This window comes from Blastococcus capsensis (assembly GCF_030165005.1).
GTDB lineage: Bacteria > Actinomycetota > Actinomycetes > Mycobacteriales > Geodermatophilaceae > Blastococcus > Blastococcus capsensis.
On record NZ_JASNNW010000007.1, the window covers coordinates 186,019 to 212,774 of the forward strand.

A 26,756-nucleotide genomic window follows, 5' to 3' on the forward strand; every position below is an offset into this window, starting at 1 on the left:
TCCTAACTGATCGGCTCGACGGCCCGTCGGCGCGTCGGGCCCGCACCGGCGGGACCGACGACGACGGCCGGCCCGGCACCCCCCGCCGCATCGCCCGCGGCGGGGAAGGCGACGGCCGCACCGGACACCTCGATACCGACGTCCTGACCGACCGAGGGCAGGTCGGCGCCCTCCAGACGGGCGGTGACGGAGCACCCGCCGGGGAGGTCGAGGCGCACCCGGGAGTCGTGGCCGTAGAAGTCGACGCTCCGCACCCGTCCGCGCGGCACGGCGCCGACCGGAGGGACCAGCCGGAGCTGCTCCGGGCGCAGCAGGATGCGGGCCGGGCCCGGGACGGCGGCCCCCGTGACGACCAGGCTGCCCAGCACCGACTCCGCGCGCCCGTCCCGGACGTCGGCGGCCAGGACGACCGACTCCCCCACGAACGCGGCCACGTCGAGGTCCGCCGGGCGCTGGTAGAGGGTGCGCGGGTCGCTCAGCTGGACCAGCCGTCCCCCGCGCAGCACCGCGACCTGGTCGGCCATCGACAGCGCCTCCGCCTGGTCGTGGGTGACCAGCAACCCGGTGGCCCCGGCCGCGGTCAGCGCCGCGCTGACGGCCTGCCGGGTCTCCTCGCGGAGGGCGGCGTCGAGGGAGGAGAAGGGCTCGTCGAGCAGCACCAGGGAGGGCTCGGGCGCCAGCGCCCGGGCCAGCGCCACCCGCTGCTGCTGGCCGCCGGAGAGCTGGTGCGGCGACCGGTCGGACAGGGCGGCGTCCAGACCGACGAGGTCCAGCAGCTCGCGGACCCGGCCGGAGTCGCGCCGCTGCTGCCGGGGCAGGCCGAAGGTGATGTTGCCGGCCACGGACAGGTGCGGGAACAGGCCGCCCTCCTGCGGGACGAACCCGATGCCGCGCTTGCGGGCGGGCACGCCCCTCCCCGCACCGGCCACGACGCGGTCGCCGAGGACGACGGTTCCGCTGTCGGGGTCGTCGAACCCGGCCACCAACCGCAGCAGCGTCGTCTTGCCGCAGCCCGAGGGGCCCAGCAGGGCGACCAGGCCACCGGCCGGCACGTGCAGGTCCACCCCGGTGAGCACCGGGGTGGCACCGAAAGCCTTGGTCAGCGCGGTCACGGTGAGGGAGCTCATGGGGTCAGACCTCGTCGGGTGTCTCGGGACAGCAGCACGGTGGCAGGTACGGACAGCAGCACCATGACCACCGCGTACGGGGCGGCGGCCCCGTACTCGAAGGCACTGCTCGCCGACCAGAACGCCGTGGCCAGCGTCGTCGTACCGGTGGGCGCGAGCAGCAGGGTGGCGGTCAGCTCGGTGACCACCGCGAGGAAGACCAGCGCCGCCCCCGCGCCCATCCCGGGCGCGAGCAGCGGCAGGGTGACCCGGCGCAGCCGGTCGGCGCCCGAGGAGCCCAGCGACGCCGCCACGTCGTCGTACAGCGGCGGGGACTGCTCGACCGCCGCCCGGACGGGAACGACCGCCCGCGGGAGGAACAGGATGGCGTAGGCGGCGACCAGGACCGGCACGGTCTGGTACAGCCACGGGGTGGCCCGGATGCTGAGCGTCACCAGCGCCAGGGCGACGACGATGCCGGGGACCGCGCTGCCGACGTAGGTGGCCCGCTCCAGCAACGTCGCCACCCGGCTCCGGGCGCGCACCGCGAGCCAGCCGGTGGGCAGCGCCATCGCCGTGGTGACCAGCGCCGCCGCGGCGGCCAGCGCCAGCGTGCTGGCCGTGGTGGCGGCGAGCTCGGCCGCGTCGAGGCTGCTGGAGGCGCCGGCGAGCAACCAGTACGCCATCCCGCCGAGGGGAACGAGCAGAGCCGCGGCCACCAGCACGGCGAGCGCGGCCAGCGCCGGGACGGTCAGCCGGCGCAGCGCGGTCGGCCGGACCGGGCGGACGGCGCCGCGACCGCTGCCGGCGTAGCCGCGGGCTCCTCGCAACCGCAGCTCCCCCACCAGCAGGAACAGGCACAGCAGCACGAGCACCCCGGCGAGCATCGTGGCCGCGGGCCCGTTGAAGGTCGCCCGGTACTGGTCGTAGATGGCGGTGGTGAAGGTGGGATACCGCAGCATCTGCAGCGCTCCGAACTCGGCCAGCACGTGCAGCGCCACCAGGAGGCTGCCGCCGAGCAGTGCCACCCGCAGCTGCGGCAGCTGCACCCGCACGAACACCGCCCAGCCGGACAGGCCCAGTCCGCGGGCGGTCTCCTCGAGCGCCGGGTCCAAGCCGCGGAACGCGGCCACCGCGGGCAGGTAGACGAACGGGAAGTAGGACAGCGAGACGACCAGCAGCGCTCCGGCGTAGGTGTCCAGCCCGGGTAGCAGCGATATCCACGCGAAGCTGTTCACGAACGCCGGCACCGCCAGCGGGGCCACCAGCAGGACGTGCCAGGCCCGCCGGCCGGGGACCGTGGAGCGCTCGACCAGCCAGGCGGCCCCCACCCCGAGGACGGCGCACACGGCGACGGTGCCCAGCACCAGCCGGCCGGTGTTCCAGAGCAGTTCGGCGACCCGTGGTCGCAGCACCAGCTCACGGACGCCGGACCAGCCGACCTCGACGGTGTAGCCGGCGATGTAGCCCAGCGGCAGCAGCGCCAGGGCCGCGACGCAGACCGCCAGCGCCACGGTGACCGGGGACCGCCGCAGCCGCCGGCGTCCGCGCGCGGACGCACCGGAGCCCCGGGGCGCCGGGGGTACCGGCGCTCCGGGGCTCGCGGTGCCGAGCGTGGGAGCGGTCAGAGCAGGCCCACTTCCTGCATCAGCTCGGTGACCTGCGGGGCGTCGAGGGCGCCGGGGTCGACCTCGGGGGCCTCCAGCTCGGCCAGCGGCGGCAGCACGTCGGCCGACTCGACGCCGGTGCCCACCGCGTACTCCAGGGCGTCGCTGTCGGCCAGTCGCTCCTGGGCCGCGCGGTCGGTCAGGTAGGCGACCAGCCGCTGTGCCTGATCGGGCTGGTCGGAGGAGGCGAGGACCCCCGCGCCGGAGACGCTGAGGAAGGCGCCCGGGTCGGAGTTGCCGAAGTAGTGCAGCTCGGCGTCGTCACCCACGAGGCCGCCCTCGGCCTGGTCGCGGTACCAGTAGTAGTGGTACATGACCCCGAGGTCGATCTCGCCCTCGTCGACCGCCTTCATCACCGCGGTGTTGCTGGCGTAGATCTCGGCGTTGCGCTCCAGGCCGGTCAGCCACTGCCTGGTGGCGTCCTCGCCCTCGAGGGCCAGCACCGCGCTGACGATGGCCTGGAAGTCCGCGCCGCCGGCCGCGACGCCCACGCGCCCCTCGTACTGCGGGTCGGCCAGTTCGAGGATGGAGGTGGGCAGCTGGTCCTCGCTGACCGCCTCGGGGCTGTAGGCCAGCACGGTGGAGCGGGCGGCGAAACCGACCCAGTTCCCCGACGACGGCCGGAACTGCTCGTCGACCTGGCCCAGGGCCTCCTCGTCCAGCGGCGCCAGCAGGCCGGCCTGGTCGACGACGTCGATGGCCGGGCTGTTCTCGGTGAGGAAGACGTCGGCCGGCGAGGCGTCGCCCTCCTCGACGATCTGGTTGGCCAGCTCGGAGTCGTTGGCGTCGCGGAACTCGAGCTCGATGCCCGTCTCCTCGGTGAAGTCGGCGAGCATCGTGCGCACCAGGCTCTCGTGCTGGGCGCTGTAGACGGTCAGCGTGTCGGCGTCCGAACCACAGGCGGCCAGCGACGCCGAGAGGGTGAGGGTGGAGAGGGCGCCGACGGTCGCGCGGCCGAGCCTGGTCACGAAAGTCCTCCTGCAGATAGGCAAGGCACACCTAAGCATGCGCGCTCCCGCCCCGGCCAGCCGCCAGGGTCGCGTGGGCCGTGGGCTACAACGGAGCACATGCGCTCTCCCGACGCCGACGGCCCGCGCCTGCGCCGTGCCCGGTTCGCCGACCTGACGCCGTTCGAGGTGTACGCGCTGTGCCGCCTCCGGGTGGACGTGTTCGTCGTCGAGCAGCAGTGCCCCTACCCGGAGCTGGACGGCCGCGACGTCGAGCCGGCCACCGAGCACCTGTGGCTCGAGGACGGCGGCGCGGTGCTGGCGACCATCCGGGTGCTCGACGACGGCACCTCGCGGGCCATCGGCCGGGTAGCCACCGCGGCGGCCGCGCGCGGCCGCGGGCTGGCCGCCCGGCTGATCCAGCAGGCGATCGCCGACTACGGCGACGGCAAGCTCACGCTGGGCGCCCAGGCCCACCTCGAGGAGTGGTACGCGCGCTTCGGCTTCCGGCGCAGCGGCCCCGGCTACGTCGAGGACGGCATCCCGCACCTGCCGATGCGGCGCGAGATGTCGTGACCGGACGCCGCCACCGGCACGGGTCCGCCGCGTCCGCCCAGGTCGCACGCCCGGTCGGCGGCCATCCCGGACGCCTCCGTCCGTCGGCGGACAGGGCCCGCCAGCCGTAGGTCCGCGAGCTCGGCCGCGACCGGCCCCACCGGGGCACCCGCCTCCCCGGTCCGCGCCGGTGCTGTGGACGGGGAAGGTGCTACCCCGCTCGCTGTGGTCATCTCCAGGGCGCCACAGGTTCTCGTCCGAAGGTCTGCCTCTGAGTGCAGATGCACTCAGAGGCAGACCTTCCGGGGAGCACGTCCCGACGGGGGGAAGCGCGCCGGGACGGCCAGGACGGCGAGTGCCCGCGTCGCCGGCGGGCGCTCCGACGCAGGCCCCTTGACGGCAGGAACAGGAGGCTAGACCCTGTAGCCGTGGCTACGGCACCAAGCCGGACGGATCGCGTGGCACGCCGGCGTGCCGCCGTCGTCGCCGAGGCACTGGAGCACGGCCAGGCACTGATGGCCGCGGACGGCGTCGGCGCGTTGAGCGTCTCCGAGGTCGCCCGGCGGATGGGCATCCGCGGCCCGTCGCTCTACAAGTACTTCCCCTCGCGGCACGCCTTCTACGACGCGCTCTTCGCCCGAGGCCTGACCGCGCAGCAGGCGGCGGTCCGTTCCGCGGTCGACGGGCTCCCGCGGGGAGTCCCGCGGATCCGCGCCGGGGCGGCGGCCGTCGTCCACTGGGCGGTCGAGCACCCCGCACTGGCCCATCTGCTGCACTGGCGCCCGGTGCCCGGCTTCGAGCCCTCGCCCGCCGTCTTCGCGCCCTCGGTCGACGAGATGGCCGATGTGCGGGCGGAGTTCGCCGAGGCCGTGCGCCTGGGCCAGCTCCACCCCTCGGCCGACTCCGACGACACGGTGCGCCTCTACACCGTCGTCCTGAGCGGGCTGATCTCCCAGCAGCTGGCCAACCAGCCCGGCGCGCCCTTCGCCGAGGGCGTGTTCAGCCGGCTCACCGACGCAGCGATCGACCTGTTCCTCTCCGCCTACGCACCCTGAGGAGTCGCCATGCAGACCCTGGACCGCGACGAGGTCAGCACCGTCGCCGCCGCCCCACCCGAGAAGGTCTACGCCCTCGTCGCAGACGTGACCCGCACGCCCGACTTCAGCCCCGACCTGGTCAGCTGCCGCTGGCTGGACGGCGCGACCGGCCCGGCGGTGGGGGCCCGCTTCGAGGCCGTCAACACCACCGCTGCGGGCCGGCGGTGGAGGAACCGACCGGTCGTCACCGCCGCCGACCCGGGCCGGGAATTCGCGTTCGTCCGCACCGAGCCCTTCGCCGGGACGATCGCCTGGCGGTACCGCTTCGAGCCGGTCGACGGAGGCACGCGGGTGGTGGAGAGCTACGACGTGGAGCGGCCGGTGACGCGGGTGGGCTGGTTCGTCATCGAGAAGGTGTTCCGCGCCGGAGACCGCCGGGAGGCACTGCGGGCCGGCATGGTGACGACCCTGGAGCGGCTGCGCGCCGCGGCCGAGGCGCCCGCCGGGAGGACCGGCAGGGCACTCGGGAGTGACGGATCAGACCGGCTCGGCGCAGAGGATGGTGCCGGGCTCACGCGGTCGCCACGTTCGCCGTGCTCACCCGTCGACCGGCGTCAGACCGGCGCCGTCGCGACCACGGGCGCGGACGCCGGTGCGCCGATGTCCTCAGCGGCCTCGTCGTTGCTCGTGCCGACGAGCAGGATGTAGGCGAACACCGCGGCGATCACCAGCAGGATGGCCAGCGGGATGAGGATCCGGCCGCGCCGCCGTCCCTCCGGGGAGGCGCCAGCCGCCTCGGGTCGGTCGTCGCGGCCGTGGTCGTCGGGATGCGACATGCGAAGCCTCCTGGGAATCGGGGAGCGGCCGGGTGACCGCCGTCCCCGGCTCCATGCCCACGGCGTCGGCGGTCACTCCTCCCGACGCGCACAGGCAGTCGAGGACGGGGACGATCGGACCATGACCACTGCCACCTGGAACGGCCTCGTCGTCGCCGAGTCCGACGACATCGTCACGATCGAGGGCAACGCCTACTTCCCGCGGGACGCGGTGCGCGACGACGTCCTGCGACCCTCGGAGACGCACAGCGTGTGCCCCTGGAAGGGCACGGCGTCCTACTTCAGCCTGGAGGTCGACGGCCAGGTCAACCGGGACGCGGCCTGGTGCTACCCCGAGCCGAAGGACGCTGCCCGGGAGATCGCCGGGCGCGTGGCCTTCTGGAAGGGCGTCGAGGTGCGCTGACCGCCCTCAGCGGGCCGGGCGGCTACCGGCGAGCTCGCGGGCCGACGCTGCGGCGTCGGAATCGAGCTGCCGGGCGACGGCCTCGGTGAAGGAGTCGTAGGCCTGCTGCGGGCTGCCGCCGAGGGCGGCGGCGATCTGGTCCCAGTCGGCGCCGCCGCGCAGCGCGGCGCGGATGCCGACCAGCTGGCTGTCGTGCGCCTTGCGGGAGACGACCTCGCCGAGGGCCAGGAGCTCCAGGGCCTCGTGGACGTCGAGCTGGGTGCCGGTGTCGCGGAGGGTCGCGGCCCACGGGTCGTCGTCGTCGCGGACGGTGTTGAGCGCGGTGTCGCCGTTGTCGCGGCGACTGAGGAAGTCCAGCCGGGTCGCGGCCGTCGTCAGCGAGAACTCCGCCTCGAGGGCCTCGGGTGTGATGCTCATGCGTCCAAGCTTCCCCTCCCGGCTCGGCGTGCCAAACCCGCGGACGGGGCGATCTCGGACACGCCGAGGGCCCGCACCCTCCGTGCGGGTGCGGGCCCTGCGGTCCCCTCCGGGGTGAGGGGGTGGTGCTCAGCTGCTGACGCCGACCGCTTCCTTGGCCAGGGCGGCCAGCTGGGTCTGCGCGGCGCTGGCCACGTTGGCCCGGTTCTTGTGGGCCTCCTCGTAGCTGATGACGACGCGGATGTCGTGCGGCGTCTTCAGGTCCTTGATCGCCTTCACGGCGTCGCCGACGGAGAGATTGTCGTAGTTCTTGATCGGCAGCTCGTCGGCGGAGACGTCGCCGAGCTCCTCCCGGGCCGTCCGGGCGGCCTTGGCGACATCCTTGTCGCCCTCACGGTTCGCGACCTGCTCGGCCCGGCGCAGCGAGGCGCTGCGGCCGGCGGTCAGGGTCTCGCGGACGGCGTCGGTCAACGCGGCGGCCCGGTCGGTGACGGCGGAGAACCGGTCGGAGGTCTCCTCACCGGCGTGCTTCACCGTGTCGACGGCGTTGTTGACCGTGTTGGCCCAGAAGCGCACCGGCGCGTTGACGCCGCGGGCGACGGCACCGGCGACCTTCTGCACCGGGGTGGCGACGAGGGCGGCGGGGCCGCCCAGGGCCTCCTCGGCGAGGACGACGGTCAGCCACTCGACGGTCGCCTTGTGGGCGTCGACGAGCTTCTCGGCGAGCTGGCGGACCTTGGTCTCACCGGCGGTGTCGGCCAGCACCTTGAGGTAGGTGGCGCGGTCGAGCAGCTGGTGCTCGAGCTGCAGGTCCTGCAGCAGTGCCTCCTCGACCGAGGTGGCCTGCTCGAAAGTGGCCTTGAGAGCGGCGGAGAGCCGGCCGACCACCGGGGTGACGACGTCGGGGACCCCACCCACCGCGCGCAGCTGCTCGGTGATCTCCAGCGAGCGGGCGGCGGCGTTGTCGGCGTTCTGGGTCAGCTCGCGACGGACGGCGTCGGTACGAGCCTGCGAGATGCGGGTGCGTGCGATCTGCTCCTCGGTCTGCGTGAGCAGGGCGAGGGCGCGCAGCTGGTTGATGATCTTGGCGTTGTCGTCGGTCACGAGAGATGCAGCTCCAAGGACGTGGGGATGACCTGACGGTCTCTTGCATGCCCCACATCCGCGGAGTGCTAACTACTGCAAGCAGATTGCTAGCAGTGAGCCTCGTCACCCGGACGGGTGAATCCGCCGCGGGGTGGCCCAGACAGTTGCGCTCTGGGTCGCCCCGGACTCGGAGCACAACTGCCCGCAGAGCCCTCAGCCGGCCTCGGCCACGACCCGCTCGAGCGCCGGCGACCGTCGCGGGCGCACGTCGAACCGCAGCACCGGCTGGGTCATCTCATCGGTGACCTCGTACGGCGGGCGCGGGGCCAGGCGGACCGGACGGGGCGGCAGCGTCGAGGGCGGCATGGTCTTGCCGCAGCCGACGCAGTAGCGGCCTCGCTGGTGCACGGCTCCGCAGTGCGCACAGGTCATGAGGACTCCTCGGGGATCGGTACCGACACGGACAGGGGGACCCTGGCAGCACCGACCGGCGATCGGCACCTCGTTTCGACGGGAGTGACGAGCCGTTACGCGACCGTCATGAACGACCACGTTCCGCATCAGGTCGCTGCCGCCGCGGCCGGCGGATCAGCGGCCGGACCAGCGGGGCGGCCGCTTCTCCAGCCGGGCGGCGATGCCCTCCTTGCGGTCCTCGCTCAGGTAGGGGTTGGGGCCGACGTCCAGCCGCAGCCCCTGCCAGAGCGGCAGCTCCAGCGCCTTGATCGCGGTCTCCTTCATGCGGCGCACCGAGATGGGCGCGTTGGCCGCGATCCGGGCGGCGAGATCGAGCGCGATCGGCAGCACCTGATCCGGCTCGACCAGCCGGTTGACCAGCCCCCACCGCTGCGCCTCGGTCGCGTCGACCGGATCGCCGGTGAACAACAGCTCGAGCGCGATGCCGACCGGGATCCGCTTGGGCAGCACCACCGAGCCGAAGTTGGCGCCCATGCCGATCGCGGCCTCCGGCAGGGCGAAGCGGACTGCCGGCGAGGCGATCCGCAGGTCGCACGCCAGGGCCAGCTCGAAACCACCGGCGACCGCCGGACCGTTGAGCGCGGCGATCACCGGCACCGGCGTCTCGGTGACCACCTCGAAGACCGCCCGGGCCGGCCGGTCCATCGGCGGGCGGAACCGCTCCCCCCGCTCGTCGGCGGCCCGGATCTCCTTGAGGTCGAAACCGGCGCAGAACGCCGGCCCCGTGCCGGTGAGCACCACCGCGCGGACGCCGTCCTCGACCACCCGCAGCAACTGCTCCACCAGATCGGCCTGCAGCTCGGTGGAGAGCGCGTTGCGCCGCTCGGGCCGGTCGAGGGTCAGCACCCGGACGTGCTCCCGGTCCTCGACGAGGAGCCCGGAGTCGTGACGCTGCGGCTTCTCATGCCCGCACCCTCACCCGGACGGCGGCGGTACGGCAAGCCGGACCGGCCGCGGCCCGGGCTCCGGATCGGGACTTCGCTCCCGGGGGGAGCAGGGTCCCATCCAGCCGCGATCGTCGAGGGTCGTCCACCATCGGCAGGACCGCGGGGTGCCGGAACCGCCCACGGCGAACGGCCCTGTGATCCCGCGCAACGATCGACCGCACCCGTCACATCCGCCCCACCCGTCGGGGACCATGGGCGGACCAGTCCGTCCGACCCGGTAGACAGGTGACATGGAGATCACTGCCGACATCGAGCTCGGTGATGTCGACGCGCCGTCGACGGCGGTCTCCATCGAGCTCACCGCCACCCCGGTGCTCAGCTACGCCCTGGCGCACAACCGGTTGCCGGTCGTCTCCCGCCTCGCGCTGACCGCCGACCGGCCCCTGCGCGGGGCGACGGTCCGGCTGTCCGTGCGGGATGCGGAGGGATCGATCGCCCAGCCCGTCGAGCTGCTCGCCGACATCGACGCCGGCCGCACCACCGTGCTCACCGGCATCGGGCTGGTCATGGACCCGGCGGCGATGCTGCACGTCGAGGAACAGCGCCCCGGCGTCGTCGACGTCGAGGTGGAGCTCGACGCCGAGCTGCTGGGCGAGGCCACCACGCCGGTGCAGGTGCTCGCCGCCAACCAGTGGCTGGCCACGCCGCTGCCGCTGGCGCTGGAGATGCTCGCCGCCCATGTGCTGCCCAACCACCCGGCGGTCACCGGTCTGGTGGCCGAGGCCGCCGAGCTGCTGGAGCAGCGGACCGGCAGCGGTGCGATGGTCGGCTACGCGGCCACCGCCGAGCGGGTCGACGAGGTGGTGCACGCCCTCGCCGACGCCCTGCGCCGCCGCGGCGTCCGGCACTCCGAGCCCCCGGCCAGCTGGTCCGACCTCGGGCAGCAGGTGCGCTCGCCCGGCGACGTCCTCACCTGGCGGGTGGGCACCCCCCTGGACACCGTGGTGCTCCTCGCCGCCGCGTGCGAGCAGGCCGGCATCCGACCGCTGCTGTGGCTGGCCGAGGGGCACTCCTTCCTCGGCTACTGGCGGGAGGAGCGCAGCTCCGAGAGCGCCGCCACGACGGACGCCGCCCCGCTGGTGAACCTGGTCGACCTCGGGCTCATCGGCCTGGTCGAGACCACGCTGCTCACCGGTTCGGCCTCCGCCGACGAGGACCTGCACCGCGCCGCCTACGACGGCTGGCTGACCGGCGAGCTCGACCGTGTCCTCGGCGTCACCGACGTCCACCGCGCCCGGCGGGACGGCATCCTGCCGCTGCCGGCCCGCGCCCGGACGCCGGAGGGCCTGCTGCAGGTGGTCGAGTACCGGCCGGCCGAGCACAGCGCGCCGGCCTTCCCCACCGGGACGACGCCGCAGCAGCCCGGCAGCCGCCCCGAGGCGCCGCCCCGGGTGCAGCAGTGGAAGAACGCGCTGCTCGACCTGAGCCTGCGCAACCGGCTGATCAACTACACCGAGCGCGCCGGCCTGCCGCTCACGGTGCCCGGCACGGCGCTGCCGATCCTGGACAACTTCATCCACGACGGCACCCCGGTGACGCTGCTGCCGGCGGACCAGCTGGCCGCCGTCCAGAAGGAGCGCGGCCTCACCGGGGCCGCGGAGCTTCCCGCCGAGCAGCTCACCGAGCTGCTGGTCGAGCGGCGCGAGGTGCACGCCGAGGTCACCTCCGGCGGCTACCTCCCCCGGCTGCGCAACCTCGCCTACCGCGCCAAAACGGTGCAGGAGGAGACCGGCGCGAACAACCTGTACCTGGCGCTGGGCTCGCTGGTGTGGGAGCTCGACGGGCGGCCGCTGCGCTCACCGCTGCTGCTGGTGCCCGTCGTCCTCGCGCCCGTGGGGCGCACCGGCTCCTACCGGCTGTCGCTGGACGAGTCGGGGTCGAGCACCCCCAACTACTGCCTGCTGGAGAAGCTGCGCCAGGTGCACGGGCTCGTCGTCCCGACGCTGACCGAGGCGGCCGAGACCACGCTGGAGCTCGACCGGGCACTGGAGGCCATGCGGGTCGCGCTGGTCGGGCACGGCCTGCCCTACCGGGTGGAGGCGACGGCGGACCTGGCGATCCTGCAGTTCGCCAAGTACCGGCTGTGGAAGGACCTCGACGAGCACTGGGCCGACCTCACCCAGAACCCGCTGGTGCACCACCTCGTGCACGAGCCGAACGAGCCGTTCCTCGACCCGGCCCGCGACTCGGCGGCCCACGTGGACCTCGACGACCTGGCCGCCCGGCTGCCCGCCGCGGCCGACGCCTCCCAGCTGCGGGCCGTCGCCGAGGCGAGCGCCGGGCGCACGTTCGTGCTCGAGGGCCCGCCCGGGACCGGCAAGTCGCAGACGATCACCAACCTGCTCACCCGGGCGGTCGCCGACGGCAAGCGGGTGCTGTTCGTCGCCGAGAAGCGGGCCGCCCTGGACGTCGTGGCCCGGCGCCTGGATGCCGTCGGCATGGGCATGTTCGCCCTCGACCTGCACGACAAGGGCTCCCGCGCCTCGATGGTGCGCGCGCAGATCCGGGTGGCGCTGGAGCACGCCGTCGCCGTCGACGAGCAGGGCCTGGCCGCGGAGTCGGAGACGCTGCGCTCGGCCCGCCGACAGCTGGCCCGCTACGCCGACCGCCTGCACACCCAGAACGCCGCCGGGCTCTCGCTGTACACCGCGCGGACGGCGGAGCTGACCGCTGGGACCGACGTCGAGCCGCTGCCGGTGCCGCTGCCCTTCGTGGCCAATGCGCCGCCGGAGGTGCTGACCGCGGTGCGACGGGCGCTGGCCCTGCTGCCCGACATCGCCGACCTCACCCGCCCGTCGCCGCGGCACCCGTGGGCGTTCGTCGACTCGCCCGAGGTCGACCTGCCGGCGGCCCGGGAGGCCGCCGCCGAGGTGGATGCCGCGGTGCGCGAGGTGGGGTCCGACCCCCAGCTCGGCGGCGTGCTGCGGCACGTCCGCACGGCGGAGGACCTCGACTCGCTGGTGCACCTGCTGTCCGGTCCCCCGGTGGGCCTCGACGTGCTGGACGAGACGTTCAGCGGCCGGTGGACGACGGCGACCGGCGCGGTCCTGGGCGAGGTGGCCGCGTTCGCCACCTTCCGGCATCCGGGGCTCGACGTCGCCTCCCCCGACGTGCTCGGCCTCCCGCTGGCCGAGGTCTACGTGGCCGCGCAGACGGCGGCCGCGTCGAGCTGGTGGGGGCGCCGTCGCCGGCTGACGGCCGTGCGCGACCAGCTGGCCTCGTGCCTGCGGCCGGGCGCGAAGGTGAGGCCCAAGGACGTGCCCGCGCTGGTGGAGAACCTCTGGCGGGTGCAGACCGCGGTGCAGGCGGTCGCCGGCCGGGCCCGCGCCGTGCCGGGCCTGTCGGCACCGGAGGGCTGGAACCCGTTCACCGACCCCGGGCTGCTCGAGCGCGAGGTCGACTGGCTGCGCCGCGCCGGTGCCGCCGTCGACGGGTCCTCGGCCTTCCACGTGGCGCTGCGCAAGCTGATCGTCGCCGGGATGCCCACCGGGCCCGAGGCGGCTGCGGCAGTCGCCCGGCTGCGGGACGCCGTGACCACGCTGCTGCGGGTCTGCCGCAGCTCGTCGGACCAGCTGGCGACCTGGGCCGGGGACGACGGTCTGGTGCTGCGCTGGTCGATGACCCGGCCCGAGCGCGGCACCCTGACTCCGCCCGGGTCCGGCGGGAACGGCTCGGTGCTGATGTCGCTGCGTCGCTGGGTCTCCTTCCTCGACACCCTGGAGCCGCTGCGCTACGCGGGCCTGTTCGACGCACGGACGCTGCTGATCACCGGCGCGATCGCCGCCGACGACGCGGTGCGGGCGCTGGACCGCGGGCTGGCCGTGGCGTCGGTGGCCGAGCGGCTGGACGCCACCGGGCTGGACGGCTTCGACCCCGAGGCCCACGAGGCGGCGATCACCCGGTTCACCTCGGCGTCCCGGGCGGTCCGCGAGCACCTGACGGCGGCGCTACCGGCCGCGGTCCTGGGCGCCCGGCCCTTCGACCCGGCCATGGGCACCGGGCAGGTGGGCGCCCTGCAGCGCGAGCTGGCCAAGCAGCGGCGCGGCCTGGGTGTGCGGCAGCTGCTCGCCCGGTACGGCGAGCTGATCACCGCCGTGATGCCGTGCGTGCTCGTGTCGCCGGACTCGGTCGCCCGGTTCTTCCCGGCCGCGGCGAACCAGTTCGACCTCGTCGTCTTCGACGAGGCCTCGCAGATCCGGGTGGCCGACGCCGTCGGCGCGCTGGGCCGGGCGAAGGCCGCGGTGGTCGTCGGCGACTCCAGGCAGATGCCTCCCACGTCCTTCCTCGAGCCGGCGACGTCGTCGTCGGACGACTCGGTGGAGGTCGTGGAGACGGCGGTCGAGGACGAGGAGTCGATCCTCAGCGAGTGCGTGCAGGCGCGGGTGCCCCGGCACTGGCTGTCGTGGCACTACCGAAGCCAGGACGAGTCGCTCATCGCGTTCTCCAACGCCCAGTACTACGAGAACCGGCTGTCGTCGTTCCCCGCGCCCACGCACGGGCGGGCCTCCGCCGAGCCCGACGGCCGCGGGGTGTCGCTGGTGCGCGTGCCCGGCACGTTCCACCGCTCCGGCGCGGGCCGGCTGCTGCGCACGAACCCGATCGAGGCCAAGGCGATCGTGGCGGAGATCCGGCGGCGGTTCGACGCGGTGCCGCAGTGGGAGGGCATCGATGCGGTGCCCTCGATCGGCGTCGTCACCTTCAACGCCCAGCAACGCTCCTACATCGAGGCGCTGCTGCGCGACGCCGACGACGACCGGCTGGCCGCCGCGCTCGACCGCTCCGACGGCGAGGGGCTGTTCGTCAAGAACCTGGAGAACGTGCAGGGCGATGAGCGCGACGTCGTCTTCTTCTCCACCGGCTTCTCCCCCACCGCCGACGGCACCCTGCCGCTGAACTTCGGCCCGCTGAACCGGCAGGGCGGCGAGCGGCGGCTCAACGTGGCTATCACGCGGGCCCGGCGCCAGGTCGTCGTCTTCTCGTCGTTCGACCCGGCGCAGCTGCGCGCCGAGGAGACCTCCTCGGTCGGGATCAAGCACCTGCGTGCCTATCTGGACATGGCCGAGCAGGGCACCGACGTGCTGCCGCGCTCTCCGCGCTCGGCCGCCGTCGTCGACCGGCACCGCGAGGAGATCGCCGCGGCGCTGCGCGAGCGCGGGCTGGTCGTGCGCACCGACGTCGGCCTCTCGGAGTTCCGGGTGGACCTGTCGGTCTCCCGGCCCGCCGACCCGGCGACCCCGGTGATGGCGGTGCTGCTGGACGGCCCGGCCTGGGCCCGCCGGGGCACCGTGGGCGACCGCGACGGCCTGCCGGTCGAGGTGCTGGGCGACATGCTCCGCTGGCCGGTGGTGCAGCGGGTGTGGCTGCCGACGTGGCTGGCCGACCCGTCCCCCGTCGTCGACCGGCTGGGAGCCGCGGTCGACGCGGCGCCGGCGTCGCCGGTGCCGGTGGCCGAGCCGCTCCAGCTGCCGACGGCGGCCGTCGAGTCGTTCAAGGGCGTCGCGGCGCTGCGCTCCTCGGTGACCTCCATGGCCGTGCCGGCGACGCCGGCCCGACCGGCCCCGAAGGCGGCCACCGCGAAGAAGGCGGCCGGTCCGGCGGCGCTGGAGGGCGAGACGCCGTTCGTGCCGTGGATCCCGAAGACCGCCGGGGAGAAGTCTGTGCTGGACGAGCTGCCGGCGTCCAAGGCCGCGCGGGCGGTGCGCCGGGTGATGACCGCCGGGGTGAAGGCCGAGGGGCCCGTCCACGTCGACCGGCTGGCGAAGCTGACCGTCGGCGCCTTCGGGCTCAACCGGGTGACCGAGGCGCGCAAGCAGCTGCTGCTGTCGCTGCTGCCGCCCTCCGCCGTCGACGGCGACCACCTCTGGCCCGAGGGCCTGGACCGCGCGAGGTGGACCGGCTTCCGCCGGCAGGTGTCGAGCACCGACCGGCCGATCGAGCACGTCGCGCGGGAGGAGATCGCCAACGCGATGGCGGCGCTGTGCCGGGCCGCGGCGGGGATGCAGCGCGACGAGCTGCTGACCACGACCGCGGCGGTGTTCGGCTACAAGCGCCGGGCCCCCTCCGTCACCCCCGTGCTGGAGAAGGCGCTGGCGTTCGCGGTGGACTCCGGCCGGCTCACCGAGCAGGACGGCGGACTGCTGACCTGCTGACCGGCCCGTGCCCGCATGTGCCGTCACACGTGCGGAGGGAGCTGAACGGTCGGATGGCTGTTCACTCGGGCGGTGTCAGGAAGACGCAGGTGGGACCACTGGCCCGGACGAGTCGGCGGTCGAGGGTGAGCAGCGGGACATCCAGTTCCTCCGCGAGCGCGACGTATGCGGCGTCGTACGCGGTCACCGTCGGGTGCAATGCCCACACCCGCGCGGCGAGACTGGGAAAGCCGAAGGTCGTCACCCGGATCCCCGGCAACACCTCGTGTGCGAGCGCTGCCACGTCACGGCTGACCGAGTCGGCGAGCACCGAGCGCCGCAGCACGTTCGAGACCTCGATCAGCATGTGCGCGGGAGCCGCCAACGGCTCGCTCCTCAGGTAGGCGCTCGCCCACTCACCGTCCGGTCCGTCGTCCACCAGCGCGGCGACCACTGCAGAAGAGTCGACCACGAGTGTCACGCGCGGTCGGCATCCCTGGCAGCCAGGATCTCTGCGGCCGGAAGTCGGCTGCCGGTCGCCCGCACGCGCGCTCGGACCCGATCCCACAGCTGCGCAGGATCCGGTTCCCCGGCCAGCCCCACCAACTGGGCCCGCACGTACTCCTGCAGGGACATCCCGGCGCGCGCCGCCCGAGCAGCCAGCTCGTCCCGGGTCTCGTCCGGGACGTCGCGGATGGTCATCGAGACGGTCATGCCATGCACACTAGCAGTGTCACATGCATTCCGCTGCTGCACGGCACTCATGGGGACGTCTGACACCGCGGCGAGCAGACCGGCGTGCTGCTCAGGATCTGACCCCTGCGGGGGGTGCAGTTCGGCACCGGACCGGCCGTTCCCTCCTGCGAGGACATCCGAACGGGGAGGGAACGGTGCGCATCACCTGCCGGGCCACGGTGCCCGCCACCGAGAGCCAGATCGTCAGCCAGGTCCAGGAGGTCCTGGACCGACGCGGTTCCATGGCGCACGCCCCCGTCAGCCTGGCGGTGACCGACTCGGTCGCCCTCGGCATCGCCGGCTTCTTCGTCAGCCGCACCGACTCCGGGCAGGTGCTGGAGCGCTTCTTCCGGGGTGGCGACGTCACCAGCGCCGCACTGCTCGAGGCGGTGGCGTTCGAGCAGGGCTACGCCTCGGCCGAGCAGCACGCCGCGCTGCACTGCCTCGCGGGCTGGGTGCGCGCCCGCGTGCACGAGCGCGGCGCCGCCTGACCACGGCCGTGCTACCTCCCTCGGTCTCAGCGGAGCGTGACCGAACCCGTCCGGTTGGGCACCAGCTCGACCCACGTGTTGCCGGCGGCCAGCGTCACCGGGCTGCCGTCGGCAGCGGTGAGCAGCACCGGCTCGGTGGCCGACGCCTTCGACGGCGGCTGATGCCCCCCTCGACGACCTGTTCCCACACCAGGTCGGCGACGCTCAGGCCGGTCTGCGGCCGGGCGGCGAGGGAGTTCTCGATCTTCACCGCGAGCGCGGGCCGGGTGATGTCGGCGCCGGCGCTGTCCACGCCGGTCAGCGGCCAGAGCACCGGTGGTGGCGGGGGCGGTGGCGGTGGCGGGGGCGCGGAGGTGGTCGTCGACGGCGCGGCCGCGGGCGCGGTGGCTCCGGCTGCGCACCCGGCCAGCACCACGACGAGGAGGAGTGCGCCGACCAGGCGGCCGGCGCGGGAACCAGCGGTGCGCCGGGGTGCCGGCTGGGCGAGAAGGGTCACGTGCGCGCTCCCAGGTCGACGGCCGGTGGCCGCCGGGCGGGGCCGGCCGTCGACGCTAGGGCGCTGCCGGGCCCGAGCCGTCCCGCCGCACCGGCCGGGCAACGCTTCGAGCTGTGGCCGTCACCCGAACCCGGCGGGCGGGGCACGTGCTCTCGTGGGAGGAGCGCGCCAGCCTCAGGTGCGGGCGACCGCGAGCAGTGTGATGTCGTCGGTGCGCGGCGGGTCCAGCGCCCCCAGCACCGCGTCGAGCAGCGCCTGCGGCTGCACCGGGCCCGAGCTGACGGCCTCCTGCAGCGCCGCCATCCCCGCGTCCAGCCCGCCGGCGCCGCGCTCGACCAGCCCGTCGCTGAACAGCAGCAGGCGGTCCTCCCCGGCCAGCCGCAACCGGGTCTCGCGGTAGCCGGCGGCATCCAGCAGACCCAGCGCCGGGCCGCGCCCCTCGTGCAGGAAGCGCGCGCCGTCGGCTGTGGCGTGCAGCACCGGCAGGTGCCCGGCGCTGGCGACCACGACGTCTCCGGTCGCCGGGTCGACCTCGGCGATCACCGCGGTGGCCAGCTCGCCCGGCAGCAACGCGCCGATGACCTCGTTCAGGCCGTCGAGGGCCGCTCCCGGGCCGGGGGCCCGCAGCAGGTGCGCCCGTAGCGCATGACGGAGCTGAGCGGTGATCGCGGCGGCGGCGAGACCGTGCCCGGCGACGTCGCCGAGCACGAAGGACACCCGCCCGCCGGGCAGCGGCACCAGGTCGTACCAGTCGCCGCCGACGACGTCCTCGGCGCTCGGCAGGTACCGGGCGGCGAGCGCGACGCCGGGGATCTTCGGCAGCTCCTCGAGCAGCAGCGTGCGCTGGAGGGCGGTGGCCAGGCGGTTGTCCTCGGAAGCGCGGTTGACCGCGGCCTCGGTGAGGAGGGCGGCCAGGGTGCGGGCCGCGGCCACCTCGTGATCGCGCCACGGCTGCGACGTCCCCCGCACCGTCTCGCTCCACGCGTCGAACGACCGGCGCGGGCTCAGCCGCAGGCCGCCGTCGTCGGTGGGCGCCAGCTCGGCGGCGTACGGGTTGCCGCCCCACGTGACCTCGCGCAGCGTCTCGGGCCGGAACCACGCGAGGAAGTCCCCGCCGCCGACAGGCACGGCGAGCACCCCGGCGGCGCGGTCGACCAGGTCCGCGGCGCCCGGTACCACGCGGGAGGCGGCGTCGGTGGCGGTCACGTCCGCGGCGAGGAGCGCGCCGACGAGCTCGGCGACCCGCTCCGGCGGCGGGGTCGTCCCGAGCAGGCGGAGCTGACCGTCGAGCCGCACCGCGGCCCCGGCCGCGGGCAGCAGGTCCAGGACCGTGACCTCCCGCTCCGTGAGCGCCGCACCGAGCGCCCGCGGGGTGCGACCGACGGCGGCGGCGAGGTCGACGGCGCGCTCGGCGACCTCGACGACGCCTCCCTGCTCCCCCTCCGCGACCACGGTGCGCAGCAGCAGCGACGCGGTGCGGCCGAGGAACTCCGCGGCCGTGCGGTCGGCGTAGGAGGGCCGGTTCGGTCCGGCGTAGTGGTGGCAGGCGACCAGGCCCCAGAGCCTGCCGCGGTCGATGAGCGAGATCGACATCGAGGCGGCCACGCCCATGTTGGCCAGGTACTCCAGGTGCACCGGGGAGACGCTGCGCAGCATCGATCCGGAGAGGTCCAGCGGCCGGCCGGTGCGCGGGGAGGTGGCCGGCTCCAGCGGCACCCGCTCGTAGCCGGCGTCGGGGATCAGCCGCATCCAGTTGGTGGCGTAGAGGGCGCGAGCCTGGGCCGGGATGTCGCCGGCCGGGTACCGGAGGCCGAGGAACGGCTCGAGGTCGGCGCGGCGGTCCTCGGCGATGACCTCGCCGTTCCAGTCGGCGTCGAAGCGGTAGACCATCACCCGGTCGAAGCCGGTCAGCGCGCGCACGTCACGGGCCAGCACCTCGCCGAGCTGGTCGAGGGTGGTGGCGGCCGACAGCCGCTGGAGCACCGTGGGGAGGCGGCGGTGCCAGTCGGCACCGGCCTGTCCGGCGCCCTCCACGGGCTCCCACTCGGTGAGCAGCAGGCCGTCGGCCCGGTGCAGGACGACGTCGACGCCGGTTCCGCCCACCTCGACGTGCAGCGGGTTGACCTCGGCGGGGTCGCCGGCCAGCCCGTCGCGCAACCGGTCGGTGCCGGCGGGGTCGAGCAGCTCGGCGAGCGAGGCACCGCGCACCGCACGGCCGAACAGACCCTCGGCGTTGGCCGAGGCGATGACGACACGCAGGTCGAGCTCGGTGACGGCCAGCAGCACCCCGTGCGGCTGGACGGCACCGGGTACCGCGATCGGCTCGTCGGCGCAGCGCGCCAGCGCGTCGTCGATGGTCCCGGATCCGGCAGCGGGGCCGGTCACCGCCGGGACGTCACGTGGCGTCGCTGCCCGCGGCGGCGGGCAGCTCGGCGGCCGAGTCCACGATCGACACCACCGAGTCGAGTTCGAGCAGGTCGAGGGGCAGCCGGACCGGCCGGTTGCCGCGCGGTGCCACCACGTGCAGGAGCACTCCGCCCGCGGCCGCCCGGCGGGCCAGCACGATCAGCGTCCGGGCGCCGGAGGAGTCGAGGAACGTGGTGGGGGTCAGATCGACGACGAGGGCCGACGGCGACCCCGCGAGCACGGCGTCGGCGGCCTCGGTCAGCTGCGGCGCGGTCGCGATGTCCAGCTCACCCCGTACGGTGAGGGCCGGCCGCCCGGCAACCGTCGTCCGTGCCACGTCGAAGGTCACCGTTCACCGCCCTCACCTGGTCGTCCCGGCGTCCGAGGGTAGGCCACCGGATGGAAGGAGGCTGACCGGCCATGAACATCGACTTCAGCGTGCAGCTGCCGACCGACGCGCAGAGCGTGCCGCTGGTCCGCGGGCTGCTGCGGCAGGCGCTGGAGCACCTCCACGTCACTCAGCCGGTGATCGAGGAGATCACGCTGGCGCTCACCGAGGCCTGCGCGAACGTGGTGGACCACGCGGCCGACCACGAGGACTACCAGGTCGACGTCTCCATCGACGAGCAGCTGTGCACGATCAGCGTGCTGGACGACGGCGCGGGCTTCGACGTCGCCAGCGCGACGGAGACCGATCCGGCCCCGACCGACGACCGTGGCCGCGGCCTGATGCTGATGCGGGCGCTGGTCGACCGACTGCGGTTCGTGGAGGGCGACGACGGCCGGCACCGGGTCACGTTCGAGAAGCGGCTGGTCACCCAGCCGCGGCTGCGGCTGCGGCTGCTCGAGCCGCACTGACCACCGGGCGCGGCGCCACCACCTCGGCCAGCGCCTGCCCCCACCGGCGCGCGCGGTCCTCCTGGCCGTCGGCGAGCGGCCCCTGCGCAGCCGTGAGCAGGAAGTGCTCCGGCGGTGCGGCCGCGGTGGCGCCCAGACCGCGCACCAGCGCCCGCTCGATGCCCATGGCGCCGTCGCCGGCGAACCGGGCCGGCTCGTCGGGGCGCAGGTCGAAGACGGCGACGTGCACCCCGCGCGGCAGCGTCACCGCGTCCAGCCACTCGCGCAGCCCGTACCGGCGTGCGGCCGGCCTCGCCGGCGGGTGCCCCGGCCCGCCGACCACCAGCAACCGCACGTCACCGGCCACGGCCGTGGGTGCGTCCTGCGCGCAGGCCACGTCGACGGGCAGGCGGGTCGCCAGCCCCTGTGCGACGGCCATCGCGATCAGCCGCGTCTCGGCGGGCACCGACTCGAAGACGACCAGGGCTCGGGCCATGGACCACTCACCGCCTCGCGCGACCTCAGGGGCCGCCGAGGGTAGGCCCGGGGATGCCTCCGTGGGGCAGATCACGGCGCGATCTCTGCCCGGTTCGTCTCCCGCCGGAGCGCGTCGTCGACGATGGGCGGCGTGAGCAGCACTCCCGGCGATGACGCGCTGGACTTCCCCGCCCAGGTCCGCGACGCCGTCCGCCGGCTCGACGGCGTCGCCGAGCGGACGCCGCTGCAGCGAAACGCCCGCCTCTCCGGGCTGACCGGTGCCGACGTGTGGCTCAAGCGCGAGGACCTGCAGGTCGGCCGCTCGTACAAGATCCGCGGCGCCTACAACACGATCAGCCGGCTGGACGCCGGCCAGCGCGCCGCCGGGGTGGTGTGCGCCAGCGCGGGCAACCACGGGCAGGGTGTCGCCTACGCGTGCCGGGCGCTGCAGGTGCACGGACGGGTGTACGTGCCCGGGACGACGCCGCGGCAGAAGCGGGAGCGGATCGCCGCTCTGGGCGGGGACATGGTGCAGCTGGTCGTCGTCGGCGACTCCTACGACGAGGCGGCGGCCGCGGCCGCGCAGGCCGCCGCGGCATCGGGCGCCACCCTGGTGCCGGCGTTCGACGCGCTGTCGACGGTGACCGGCCAGGCGACGGTCGCCGTCGAGATCCTGGAGCAGCTCGGCGCCGCGCCCGACGTCGTCGTGCTGCCGGTGGGCGGCGGCGGGCTGCTCGCCGGCTGCGCCACCTGGCTGCGGGTCGCCTCCCCCACCACCCGGCTGGTGGGCGTGGAGCCTGCGGGTGCGGCGAGCATGGCCGCCGCCCTGGCCGCGGGCCGGCCGGTGGACCTGCCGGAGCTCGACACGTTCGTCGACGGCGCTGCCGTGCGCCGTGCCGGCGCCGTCACCCATCCCCTGGTCCGCGACTCCGGCGCCGAGCTGGTCGCCGTCCCGGAGGGGCAGATCTGCACCGAGATGCTGGACCTCTACCAGGCCGACGGGATCATCGCCGAGCCCGCGGGGGCACTGGCCCCGGCCGCGCTCAGCGGTGAGCTGGTTCCGGTCGAGCCCGGCCAGACCGTCGTCTGCCTGCTCTCGGGCGGCAACAACGACGTCAGCCGGTACGCCGAGGTGGTCGAGCGGTCGCTGGTGCACCGCGGGCTCAAGCACTACTTCCTCGTCGAGTTCCCCCAGGAGCCCGGCGCGCTGCGCCGCTTCCTCGACGAGGTGCTCGGCCCCGACGACGACATCGTGCTGTTCGAGTACATGAAGCGCGACAACCGCGAGACCGGCGCCGCGCTCACCGGTATCGAGCTGGGGGCGGCCGACGGCCTGGCCGGGTTGCTGGAGCGGATCGAGGCCAGTCCGCTGCGGATCCAGCACGTGGCGCCGGGGACGACGGCCTACCGTTTTCTCGTCTGACCCGCTCCTCCCGGCGCCCGATCGGTACGGCTGAGCCCGCTGGGGCGCGTGGGGGCCCGGTGGCGCTCGGCCTGACGTCCTCGAGGCCGATCGTCCGTCTCAGAGCCACGCGGGCGGCGGTGGGACGTCGCCGGTGAGACCGGAGGCCTCGGAGCGGGTCAGCCAGGCGGCGACCGCAGCCACCGGCCCTCCGACCCGCGTACCGCCGTCGCCCCAGGTGCGGTCGACGTCGGTGGCGACGACGGTGACGTCCGGGGCCTGCCCCCTCGCGGCGAACAGCCCGAGCACCTCGTCGACGAGCGCGGCGCAGAAGTCGTCCGGGAGGTCGGCGAAGGAGAGCCCGGCGCGCAGGTCGGTGCCGTGCACCCAGATCTCCTTGGCCCGCATCCACGGCACCACCGAGGCCGGCACGGTCGCCCCCTGCCCGTTGCGCACCTGCGCCGTCCACGCGTCGGCGGGCATGGACTCGATCGCCTGGGCCAGCCGCGCGCACGCGACGACGTAGTCGCCACGCAGCTCCGCCGGGGGCCGCGCGGCGGTGGCGGCGATGCCGGAGTCGCGGACCTCGCGGGAGGGGTACATCGGGGTCTCGACGCCGGTGCGCGCCCAGGTCAGCAGGTTGACCAGCGCGTCGGCGTTGCGGGCCAGGTGCGCGACGACGTGGGCTCGGGACCAGCCCTGGCACACCGATCCCCCGGACAGTTCGTCGTCGGTCAGCCGGTCGACGATGCCGGCGACGGCCAGCTCGCCGTCGGCCCACCACTGCAGCACGACGTCGGAATCAGGGCTCTGCGGCGCAGTGGTGTGGGTCACGGTCGCCGAAGATAGCCCTGCCGGTGTCAGCCCCCGAGCCCGTCCACCATGTTCATGACCGTGCGCATCTGCGGGCCGAGCTTGGTGGCGTAGTCGGCGTCGTCGGTGCCGAGGTACCCCCACCAGTCCCAGCAGCCCTTGGGGTTGTAGATGACCGGGCCGCCGTCGCGCCGGGCCTGCGGGTAGAGGACCACGAACCGGTTGGTGTCGGCGTAGGCGTTCAAGCCCGAGGTGCGGGCGAAGAGGTCGCCGATCTGCTCGGCCGTCTGCTGGCAGCCGTGCAGCGCGACCACCACGTCACACGTGGCCCCGCGGGTGCAGGCGCCGGGGGTGTAGACGTAGCCGGTGCTGCCCATGCCGATGGCCGGGCCACCGGTGCGGGTGACGTCGCCGTTTCCCGGCCGCGGGGCGACCGCATACCGGTTCTGGTCGAACGGCCGGAGCGTGCCGCGCGGCGAGCCGACGCCGGGCGCCTTGACCGAGCCGAACATGGTGCGCAGCGCGTCGGCCTGCGTGTCGTAGGGCGAGCAGTCGTTGATGTAGGGCGGTGCGGTCTGATCGCACGGCACCGGCCCGAGCGGACTGATCCAGCCGTGGCCGGCGGCGACCTGGTCGCGGTAGGTCAGCGGCACGTCGTAGTGGTGGTAGAACTCGGCGAGGTCGTCGGCCACCGGCCGCACCACGGTGGGGTCGAGCGTGCCGTGGAAGAAGTACGTCGGTGAGTGCGCCAGGTTCGCCAGCGGGTCGATCTTCCCTTCCGCCGCGTACCGCTCGGTGGTCTCGTAGATCACCGGCATCGGCGTGGGGACGGTGGAGACGGTGCACGACTGCAGCGCGACGGCGACGCTGTTCATGGCGCACCAGTACGGTCCGGCGCTGAAGATCGCCGCCCCGGCGACGCGGCCCGAGAAGGCGACCTGCAGCTGAGTGGCCATGTAGCCGCCGGAGGAGATGCCCGCGACGTAGGTGTCGTCGATCCTCAGGCGCGGCAGCCCGCCGTCGTCCGACGCCTGTTTCGGCACCCCGGTGGCGGGTGCGGCGAGCCCGGCCAGGGTGAGCAGGACGGCGCCGAGGACGACGGCGAGGCGTCGTCCCGGCCCGGACGGTCTACGGGTGTCCATGCCGGTCCAACGACCCAGCAGCCTGCCGGTCACGGGAGGACGCGGATCGGCTTCCCGGCGAGGAACGCGGCGACGTCCTCCACCGCCTCGCGGTAGAAGAGCTCGTAGGTGCCGCGGGTGACGTAGCCCAGGTGCGGGGTGAGGACGGCACGGCGCAGCTCGCGCAGCGGGTGGTGGCGCGGCAGGGGCTCGGTGTCGTAGACGTCGATGCCGGCTCCGGCGATGGCCCCGCGGCGCAGGACGTCGACGAGCGCGGCCTCGTCGACGATCGGCCCGCGGCTGGTGTTGACCAGGACGGCGGTGTGCTTCATCAGCGCCAGGTCGTCGGCGCCGATGAGCCCGCGGGTCCGCTTGGACAGCAGCAGGTGGATGGTGACGACGTCGGAGGTGGCGAACAGCTCGTCGCGCTCGACCCGGCGGGCGCCGACCTCGGCAGCCCGCTCGTCGGTGAGGTTCTGGCTCCAGGCGACGACGTCCATGCCGAAGGCACCACCGATCCGCGCGACCCGGCTGCCGAGCCGGCCGAGGCCGATCACGCCGAGGGTGGCGCCCTCGAGGTCGCCGCCGACGGTCTGCTGCCAGGCGCCGGCGCGCATCGCGGCGTCCTCCTGCGGGAGGTGCCGGAGGCTGGCCAGGATGAGCGCCCAGGTGAGCTCGACGGTGGACGCCGCCTGCGAGGCCGTGCCGCAGACGGTGATGCCGAGCTCGGTGGCGGCCGCGACGTCGATGGACTTGTTGCGCATGCCGGTGGTGACCAGCAGCCGCAGGTCGGGCAGCCGCTGCAGTACCTCGCGGCTGAACCGGGTGCGCTCCCGCATGGCCACCACGATGTCGAAGGACCGCAGGCGCGCGACGATCTCGTCCGGGTCGGCGACCGAGTCGTGGAACTCCACGATCTCGGCCGCCGCCGGCAACTGCGACCAGTCGGTGAACTCGGCGGCGGCCGACTGGTAGTCGTCGAGGACGGCGATGCGGTGCACGCCCCCGGTCTACTACACGCGGCAGGTCAGCGCGTTCCGGCGTCCGGCGGGCCGGCCGCGTTCGGCGACGTCCCTGCGCCCGGCACCCCGGCGCCGTCGTCGCTCATCTCGCCCTGCGCGGCGCGCGGTGACTGCTCCGGCGCGGCGCCGACCTGGTCCTTCTCCCGCACCTCGCCGGGGAGGCCGTCCTCCTCCGACGGGTCGTTCGCGCCGCCGTAGGGGCGGCCGGTCATCGATCCTTCGGTCATCGCCGTACTCCTCTCGGACCTGCGGTCTCCCGGGCCGGTCAGTGACGCTTGGTGCCGCCGCTCTTGCCCTTGTTCGTGAAGTTGGAGATCGCGTCCTTGATCTTCTTCTGGTTCTGCGGCTTCTTGGCCTCGTCCATGACCTTCTTGGCGACGCCGGCCTTGGCGAACTTGCTCATGAGTCCCATGCGTCCTGCGGTGCCCGCTGGAGCCGCGGCGAACCCTCGGCGGCCCGATCGTCATCCCGCAGTCACGCCGGGCGGCGGCCGTCGGCCTCCGGTTCGGCGTCCGGGCCGCTGCCGGGGTCGCGGGCCAGCAGGTAGGTGGCGGCCCCGAGGACGATGCCGGCGACCGCGGACAGCACGACGACGACCGGCGTCCCGATGTCGCCGAGCACGGCGGTGACCAGGTCGCGGGAGCGGGACGTCGGGTCGGCGAGGACGACCCCGACGAAGACGGCGACCAGCAGCCCGGCGCCGGCCGCCGCGATGTGGGCCAGCTTGCCGGTGAAGCCCAGGCGGGCGCTCACGCTGCGGGCGGCCTTGACGATGCGTCCGGCGCGCAGGATCCGCAGGGCGCCGACGGTGCGGACCAGCCGCAGCACCTGCGCCGGGCCGAGGGCGAAGACCACCGCGACGACCACCACGACGGTGAGCGCGATGAGGCCGAGGTGCCCGCGGATCCAGGCGCGCTTGCGCTCCGCGACGGCGAACAGGATGCCCGTCTCGGCGACCAGGACCAGCCCGCTCACGATGTCGATGACGTGACCGGCGGTGCCGAGCGCGCCCTCGGCGACGGTGAGGAACATGGCCGGGATCGAGGCCAGCGCCGCGACGAGCACCGGAACGGCCAGCCGCTCCTGCCAGTGCTCCTCCCGCGTCTTCACCGTTCGCCACGCTATCGCGGTGGTGGCCGCGCACCGCGACAGGAACCCGCTCGTACGCGGCGATGACGGCCCGGATGCGGTCCCGGGCGACGAGGTCGAGCAGCACGCTGCTGACGGGCATTTTCAGGGTCTCGCGGCTGAGGCGCGGCTCGGTGGCGATCTCGGCGTCGGACCACTCCGGACAGGGCCGGGCACGCGACAGCGCCCCCTCACCCGGAAGCCGGGGAGGGGGCGCTGTCGTAC

Annotated in this window: 27 protein-coding genes and 1 pseudogene; 8 read left to right on the forward strand and 20 right to left on the reverse strand. The window is 74.4% G+C overall.

Annotation, left to right across the window (positions count from 1 at the left end):
• Nucleotides 1-2 precede the first annotated feature (2 nt).
• The 3 genes from QOZ86_RS08465 to QOZ86_RS08475 form a co-directional block, all read right to left on the reverse strand.
• Complete coding sequence (locus tag QOZ86_RS08465; RefSeq protein ID WP_284491518.1) at nucleotides 3-1,127, reverse strand: ABC transporter ATP-binding protein; 1,125 nt, start codon at nucleotides 1,125-1,127, stop codon at nucleotides 3-5.
• Nucleotides 1,124-2,620 (reverse strand): ABC transporter permease, encoded by a 1,497-nt coding sequence (locus QOZ86_RS08470; RefSeq protein WP_284491519.1) that lies wholly within the window; start codon nucleotides 2,618-2,620, stop codon nucleotides 1,124-1,126. Before QOZ86_RS08470 ends, QOZ86_RS08465 begins: the two co-directional genes overlap by 4 nt.
• Before the next feature lie 110 nt (nucleotides 2,621-2,730).
• Nucleotides 2,731-3,741 carry an iron ABC transporter substrate-binding protein gene (locus QOZ86_RS08475; protein WP_284491520.1) on the reverse strand — a complete coding sequence of 337 codons (1,011 nt, stop codon included), beginning with the start codon at nucleotides 3,739-3,741 and terminating at the stop codon, nucleotides 2,731-2,733.
• A gap of 99 nt (nucleotides 3,742-3,840) precedes the next feature.
• Between QOZ86_RS08475 and QOZ86_RS08480 the strand changes: the two genes are divergently transcribed.
• From QOZ86_RS08480 to QOZ86_RS08490, 3 genes are all read left to right on the forward strand, one after another.
• On the forward strand, nucleotides 3,841-4,296 hold the full coding sequence (locus QOZ86_RS08480; protein ID WP_284491521.1) for a GNAT family N-acetyltransferase: 456 nt from the start codon (nucleotides 3,841-3,843) through the stop codon (nucleotides 4,294-4,296).
• A gap of 437 nt (nucleotides 4,297-4,733) precedes the next feature.
• The gene (locus QOZ86_RS08485) at nucleotides 4,734-5,330 is read left to right on the forward strand and encodes a TetR/AcrR family transcriptional regulator (RefSeq protein ID WP_284491522.1); all 597 of its coding nucleotides are present in this window, start codon (nucleotides 4,734-4,736) and stop codon (nucleotides 5,328-5,330) included.
• A gap of 9 nt (nucleotides 5,331-5,339) precedes the next feature.
• Nucleotides 5,340-6,020 (forward strand): SRPBCC family protein, encoded by a 681-nt coding sequence (locus QOZ86_RS08490; protein WP_284491523.1) that lies wholly within the window; start codon nucleotides 5,340-5,342, stop codon nucleotides 6,018-6,020.
• On the opposite strand, the gene QOZ86_RS08495 is transcribed toward QOZ86_RS08490, so the two are convergent.
• Entirely contained in the window at nucleotides 5,927-6,148 is a 222-nt protein-coding gene (locus tag QOZ86_RS08495; protein ID WP_284491524.1) for a hypothetical protein, read from the reverse strand. The genes QOZ86_RS08490 and QOZ86_RS08495 overlap by 94 nt on opposite strands.
• A gap of 121 nt (nucleotides 6,149-6,269) precedes the next feature.
• On the opposite strand from QOZ86_RS08495, the gene QOZ86_RS08500 reads away from it, so the two are divergent.
• Nucleotides 6,270-6,551: a DUF427 domain-containing protein gene (locus tag QOZ86_RS08500; protein ID WP_284491525.1), complete on the forward strand. Its 282-nt coding sequence runs from the start codon at nucleotides 6,270-6,272 to the stop codon at nucleotides 6,549-6,551.
• Nucleotides 6,552-6,557: 6 nt separating this feature from the next.
• On the opposite strand, the gene QOZ86_RS08505 is transcribed toward QOZ86_RS08500, so the two are convergent.
• The 4 genes and pseudogenes from QOZ86_RS08505 to QOZ86_RS08520 form a co-directional block, all read right to left on the reverse strand.
• Nucleotides 6,558-6,968, reverse strand: a complete 411-nt coding sequence (locus QOZ86_RS08505) for a hypothetical protein (RefSeq protein WP_284491526.1) — start codon at nucleotides 6,966-6,968, stop codon at nucleotides 6,558-6,560.
• A 129-nt stretch (nucleotides 6,969-7,097) separates the two neighbouring features.
• Nucleotides 7,098-8,072, reverse strand: coding sequence for a ferritin-like domain-containing protein (locus tag QOZ86_RS08510; protein WP_284491527.1), 975 nt, complete (start codon nucleotides 8,070-8,072; stop codon nucleotides 7,098-7,100).
• Between the two features lie 195 nt (nucleotides 8,073-8,267).
• Complete coding sequence (locus QOZ86_RS08515) at nucleotides 8,268-8,486, reverse strand: hypothetical protein (RefSeq protein ID WP_284491528.1); 219 nt, start codon at nucleotides 8,484-8,486, stop codon at nucleotides 8,268-8,270.
• Between the two features lie 156 nt (nucleotides 8,487-8,642).
• A pseudogene (locus QOZ86_RS08520) lies at nucleotides 8,643-9,377 on the reverse strand (enoyl-CoA hydratase/isomerase family protein); the annotation flags it as partial.
• 328 nt (nucleotides 9,378-9,705) lie between these two features.
• On the opposite strand from QOZ86_RS08520, the gene proA reads away from it, so the two are divergent.
• Entirely contained in the window at nucleotides 9,706-15,624 is a 5,919-nt protein-coding gene (gene proA / locus QOZ86_RS08525) for an anti-phage protein ProA (RefSeq protein ID WP_284491529.1), read from the forward strand.
• A gap of 61 nt (nucleotides 15,625-15,685) precedes the next feature.
• Here proA and QOZ86_RS08530 read toward each other — a convergent pair whose 3' ends face one another.
• Together QOZ86_RS08530 and QOZ86_RS08535 are read right to left on the reverse strand one after the other, a co-directional pair.
• A complete protein-coding gene (locus QOZ86_RS08530; protein ID WP_284491530.1) occupies nucleotides 15,686-16,084 on the reverse strand; it encodes a type II toxin-antitoxin system VapC family toxin in 399 nt (132 codons plus the stop codon).
• A complete protein-coding gene (locus QOZ86_RS08535; RefSeq protein WP_284491531.1) occupies nucleotides 16,081-16,317 on the reverse strand; it encodes a FitA-like ribbon-helix-helix domain-containing protein in 237 nt (78 codons plus the stop codon). Before QOZ86_RS08535 ends, QOZ86_RS08530 begins: the two co-directional genes overlap by 4 nt.
• 176 nt (nucleotides 16,318-16,493) lie before the next feature.
• Between QOZ86_RS08535 and QOZ86_RS08540 the strand changes: the two genes are divergently transcribed.
• Nucleotides 16,494-16,829, forward strand: coding sequence for a hypothetical protein (locus QOZ86_RS08540; protein WP_284491532.1), 336 nt, complete (start codon nucleotides 16,494-16,496; stop codon nucleotides 16,827-16,829).
• A 94-nt stretch (nucleotides 16,830-16,923) separates the two neighbouring features.
• On the opposite strand, the gene QOZ86_RS08545 is transcribed toward QOZ86_RS08540, so the two are convergent.
• The 3 genes from QOZ86_RS08545 to QOZ86_RS08555 all read right to left on the reverse strand — a co-directional run bounded on the left by QOZ86_RS08545 (nucleotide 16,924) and on the right by QOZ86_RS08555 (nucleotide 20,080).
• The gene (locus QOZ86_RS08545; protein WP_284491533.1) at nucleotides 16,924-17,325 is read right to left on the reverse strand and encodes a DUF3048 domain-containing protein; all 402 of its coding nucleotides are present in this window, start codon (nucleotides 17,323-17,325) and stop codon (nucleotides 16,924-16,926) included.
• Between the two features lie 174 nt (nucleotides 17,326-17,499).
• Entirely contained in the window at nucleotides 17,500-19,710 is a 2,211-nt protein-coding gene (locus tag QOZ86_RS08550) for a SpoIIE family protein phosphatase (protein WP_284491534.1), read from the reverse strand.
• A 10-nt stretch (nucleotides 19,711-19,720) separates the two neighbouring features.
• Nucleotides 19,721-20,080 carry an STAS domain-containing protein gene (locus QOZ86_RS08555; RefSeq protein ID WP_284491535.1) on the reverse strand — a complete coding sequence of 120 codons (360 nt, stop codon included), beginning with the start codon at nucleotides 20,078-20,080 and terminating at the stop codon, nucleotides 19,721-19,723.
• Nucleotides 20,081-20,151: 71 nt separating this feature from the next.
• On the opposite strand from QOZ86_RS08555, the gene QOZ86_RS08560 reads away from it, so the two are divergent.
• The gene (locus QOZ86_RS08560; protein WP_284491536.1) at nucleotides 20,152-20,589 is read left to right on the forward strand and encodes an ATP-binding protein; all 438 of its coding nucleotides are present in this window, start codon (nucleotides 20,152-20,154) and stop codon (nucleotides 20,587-20,589) included.
• On the opposite strand, the gene QOZ86_RS08565 is transcribed toward QOZ86_RS08560, so the two are convergent.
• Complete coding sequence (locus tag QOZ86_RS08565; RefSeq protein WP_284491537.1) at nucleotides 20,546-21,064, reverse strand: hypothetical protein; 519 nt, start codon at nucleotides 21,062-21,064, stop codon at nucleotides 20,546-20,548. The two genes, QOZ86_RS08560 and QOZ86_RS08565, sit on opposite strands and share 44 nt — an antisense overlap.
• 132 nt (nucleotides 21,065-21,196) lie before the next feature.
• Between QOZ86_RS08565 and ilvA the strand changes: the two genes are divergently transcribed.
• Nucleotides 21,197-22,468, forward strand: coding sequence for a threonine ammonia-lyase IlvA (gene ilvA, locus QOZ86_RS08570; RefSeq protein WP_284491538.1), 1,272 nt, complete (start codon nucleotides 21,197-21,199; stop codon nucleotides 22,466-22,468).
• A 99-nt stretch (nucleotides 22,469-22,567) separates the two neighbouring features.
• On the opposite strand, the gene QOZ86_RS08575 is transcribed toward ilvA, so the two are convergent.
• The 6 genes from QOZ86_RS08575 to QOZ86_RS08600 form a co-directional block, all read right to left on the reverse strand.
• Nucleotides 22,568-23,281, reverse strand: coding sequence for a maleylpyruvate isomerase family mycothiol-dependent enzyme (locus tag QOZ86_RS08575; RefSeq protein ID WP_284491539.1), 714 nt, complete (start codon nucleotides 23,279-23,281; stop codon nucleotides 22,568-22,570).
• 26 nt (nucleotides 23,282-23,307) lie between these two features.
• Nucleotides 23,308-24,402, reverse strand: coding sequence for an extracellular catalytic domain type 2 short-chain-length polyhydroxyalkanoate depolymerase (locus QOZ86_RS08580; protein ID WP_284491540.1), 1,095 nt, complete (start codon nucleotides 24,400-24,402; stop codon nucleotides 23,308-23,310).
• 29 nt (nucleotides 24,403-24,431) lie between these two features.
• Nucleotides 24,432-25,382: a D-2-hydroxyacid dehydrogenase family protein gene (locus QOZ86_RS08585; protein WP_284491541.1), complete on the reverse strand. Its 951-nt coding sequence runs from the start codon at nucleotides 25,380-25,382 to the stop codon at nucleotides 24,432-24,434.
• A 26-nt stretch (nucleotides 25,383-25,408) separates the two neighbouring features.
• Nucleotides 25,409-25,630, reverse strand: a complete 222-nt coding sequence (locus QOZ86_RS08590; protein WP_284491542.1) for a hypothetical protein — start codon at nucleotides 25,628-25,630, stop codon at nucleotides 25,409-25,411.
• Nucleotides 25,631-25,668: 38 nt separating this feature from the next.
• Nucleotides 25,669-25,806, reverse strand: coding sequence for a hypothetical protein (locus QOZ86_RS08595; RefSeq protein ID WP_284491543.1), 138 nt, complete (start codon nucleotides 25,804-25,806; stop codon nucleotides 25,669-25,671).
• Nucleotides 25,807-25,877: 71 nt separating this feature from the next.
• The gene (locus QOZ86_RS08600; RefSeq protein ID WP_284491544.1) at nucleotides 25,878-26,513 is read right to left on the reverse strand and encodes a hypothetical protein; all 636 of its coding nucleotides are present in this window, start codon (nucleotides 26,511-26,513) and stop codon (nucleotides 25,878-25,880) included.
• Between the last annotated feature and the right edge of the window lie 243 nt (nucleotides 26,514-26,756).

What these genes read in the sequence shown, in the direction of transcription:
- QOZ86_RS08560 (WP_284491536.1), top strand. Translation starts at nt 20,152, where the DNA reads ATGAACATCGACTTCAGCGTGCAGCTGCCGACCGACGCGCAGAGCGTG.
- QOZ86_RS08480 (WP_284491521.1), top strand. Translation starts at nt 3,841, where the DNA reads ATGCGCTCTCCCGACGCCGACGGCCCGCGCCTGCGCCGTGCCCGGTTC.
- QOZ86_RS08490 (WP_284491523.1), top strand. Translation starts at nt 5,340, where the DNA reads ATGCAGACCCTGGACCGCGACGAGGTCAGCACCGTCGCCGCCGCCCCA.
- QOZ86_RS08535 (WP_284491531.1), bottom strand. Translation starts at nt 16,317, where the DNA reads ATGACCGTCTCGATGACCATCCGCGACGTCCCGGACGAGACCCGGGAC.
- QOZ86_RS08505 (WP_284491526.1), bottom strand. Translation starts at nt 6,968, where the DNA reads ATGAGCATCACACCCGAGGCCCTCGAGGCGGAGTTCTCGCTGACGACG.
- QOZ86_RS08465 (WP_284491518.1), bottom strand. Translation starts at nt 1,127, where the DNA reads ATGAGCTCCCTCACCGTGACCGCGCTGACCAAGGCTTTCGGTGCCACC.
- QOZ86_RS08595 (WP_284491543.1), bottom strand. Translation starts at nt 25,806, where the DNA reads ATGAGCAAGTTCGCCAAGGCCGGCGTCGCCAAGAAGGTCATGGACGAG.
- QOZ86_RS08580 (WP_284491540.1), bottom strand. Translation starts at nt 24,402, where the DNA reads ATGGACACCCGTAGACCGTCCGGGCCGGGACGACGCCTCGCCGTCGTC.
- QOZ86_RS08515 (WP_284491528.1), bottom strand. Translation starts at nt 8,486, where the DNA reads ATGACCTGTGCGCACTGCGGAGCCGTGCACCAGCGAGGCCGCTACTGC.
- QOZ86_RS08495 (WP_284491524.1), bottom strand. Translation starts at nt 6,148, where the DNA reads ATGTCGCATCCCGACGACCACGGCCGCGACGACCGACCCGAGGCGGCT.
- QOZ86_RS08500 (WP_284491525.1), top strand. Translation starts at nt 6,270, where the DNA reads ATGACCACTGCCACCTGGAACGGCCTCGTCGTCGCCGAGTCCGACGAC.
- proA (WP_284491529.1), top strand. Translation starts at nt 9,706, where the DNA reads ATGGAGATCACTGCCGACATCGAGCTCGGTGATGTCGACGCGCCGTCG.
- QOZ86_RS08590 (WP_284491542.1), bottom strand. Translation starts at nt 25,630, where the DNA reads ATGACCGAAGGATCGATGACCGGCCGCCCCTACGGCGGCGCGAACGAC.
- QOZ86_RS08565 (WP_284491537.1), bottom strand. Translation starts at nt 21,064, where the DNA reads ATGGCCCGAGCCCTGGTCGTCTTCGAGTCGGTGCCCGCCGAGACGCGG.